Source organism: Streptomyces capoamus, from assembly GCF_014654935.1.
Classification (GTDB): domain Bacteria; phylum Actinomycetota; class Actinomycetes; order Streptomycetales; family Streptomycetaceae; genus Streptomyces; species Streptomyces capoamus.
In genome coordinates this window covers 44,495-46,087 of record NZ_BNBF01000019.1, presented here as the reverse complement: position 1 = coordinate 46,087, position 1,593 = coordinate 44,495, and the positions used below count along the sequence as shown (strand labels likewise).

2 protein-coding genes are annotated in these 1,593 nt (G+C 66.8%); both read left to right on the top strand.

Annotated elements, in window-relative coordinates; translation table 11 throughout:
* Nucleotides 1-252 precede the first annotated feature (252 nt).
* A complete protein-coding gene (locus IE312_RS26670; protein WP_189984871.1) occupies nt 253-936 on the top strand; it encodes a PadR family transcriptional regulator in 684 nt (227 codons plus the stop codon).
* A gap of 43 nt (nt 937-979) precedes the next feature.
* Nucleotides 980-1,593, top strand: a 614-nt coding sequence (locus IE312_RS41960; protein WP_502266991.1) for an inositol-3-phosphate synthase, incomplete at its 3' end; no start/stop codon positions are given.

Genomic DNA, 1,593 nt, shown 5'->3' with positions numbered 1-1,593 from the left:
TCCCGGTGGTGTGCATGCCGCACAGACTACGCACCGCCAAAACCCGCCGAGCGACGAAGTTCACCCCAAAACAGGCAAGTTGCCTCCTGCGAATCGGTGATGTGATCCCGTTCACCATCGTCCCTCTTGTCGCGTGCGGTAGGCCGTTCTATCGTCGTGATGTATCGAGTCGATACATCAGCGCGAGATAAAGACGCTGACGGGTACTGCGAGACCTGCGGGAACGGCCTGCGGGACCGGGAGGAGGCGACGATGAGCCGGCGCTCCGGCATCCTCGAGTTCGCCGTGCTCGGCCTGCTCAGGGAGTCCCCGATGCACGGTTACGAGCTGCGCAAGCGACTCAACACGTCACTCGGTGTGTTCCGAGCGTTCAGCTACGGCACGCTGTACCCCTGCCTCAAGACCCTGGTCGCCAACGGCTGGCTGGTCGAGGAGCCCGGGAACACCCACGACGAGGCCCTGGCCGCTCCGCTCGCCGGACGCCGAGCCAAGATCGTTTACCGGCTGACCGCGGAAGGCAAGGAGCACTTCGAGGAACTGCTCTCGCAGACCGGCCCCGACGCGTACGAGGACGAGCACTTCGCCGCACGGTTCGCCTTCTTCGGGCAGACCTCGCGCGATGTGCGCATGCGCGTCCTGGAGGGCCGGCGCAGCCGCCTGGAGGAGCGCCTGGAGAAGATGCGCGCCTCCCTGGCACGCACCCGGGAGCGCCTCGACGACTACACACTTGAGCTCCAGCGCCACGGGATGGAGTCCGTGGAGCGCGAAGTGCGCTGGCTGAACGAGCTCATCGAGAGCGAGCGGGCCGGGCGGGACCGGAAAGGTTCCGCGTCCGGGGGGCCCGCTCAGCAGGACAACACCAATGGAGCGACGGGCGGCCTGCCCCGTCCCGGGGACACCCCCCGGACGGATACGCCCGGCGACACCGCCACGTGAGACCCAGTCAGGGCCTCACTCGTACACACAGGGAGCAACCGGAATGGGTTCGGTTCGCGTAGCCATCGTCGGCGTGGGCAACTGCGCCGCGTCGCTGGTGCAGGGAGTCGAGTACTACAAGGACGCCGACCCGGCGTCCAAGGTCCCCGGCCTGATGCACGTGCAGTTCGGTGACTACCACGTGCGCGACGTGGAGTTCGTCGCCGCGTTCGACGTCGACGCCAAGAAGGTCGGTCTCGACCTCGCCGACGCCATCGGCGCCTCCGAGAACAACACCATCAAGATCTGCGACGTGCCCAGCACCGGTGTCACCGTCCAGCGCGGCCACACCCTCGACGGCCTCGGCAAGTACTACCGCGAGACCATCGAGGAGTCCGCCGAGGAGCCGGTCGACGTCGTCCAGATCCTCAAGGACAAGCAGGTCGACGTCCTGGTCTGCTACCTGCCCGTCGGCTCCGAGGACGCGGCGAAGTTCTACGCCCAGTGCGCCATCGACGCCAAGGTCGCCTTCGTCAACGCCCTCCCGGTCTTCATCGCCGGCACCAAGGAGTGGGCGGACAAGTTCACCGAGGCCGGTGTGCCGATCGTCGGTGACGACATCAAGTCCCAGGTCGGCGCCACCATCACGCACCGCGTGATGGCGAAGCTGTTCGAGGA

Coding starts and splice junctions, on each gene's coding strand:
- IE312_RS26670 (WP_189984871.1), top strand. CDS start 253: ATGAGCCGGCGCTCCGGCATCCTCGAGTTCGCCGTGCTCGGCCTGCTC.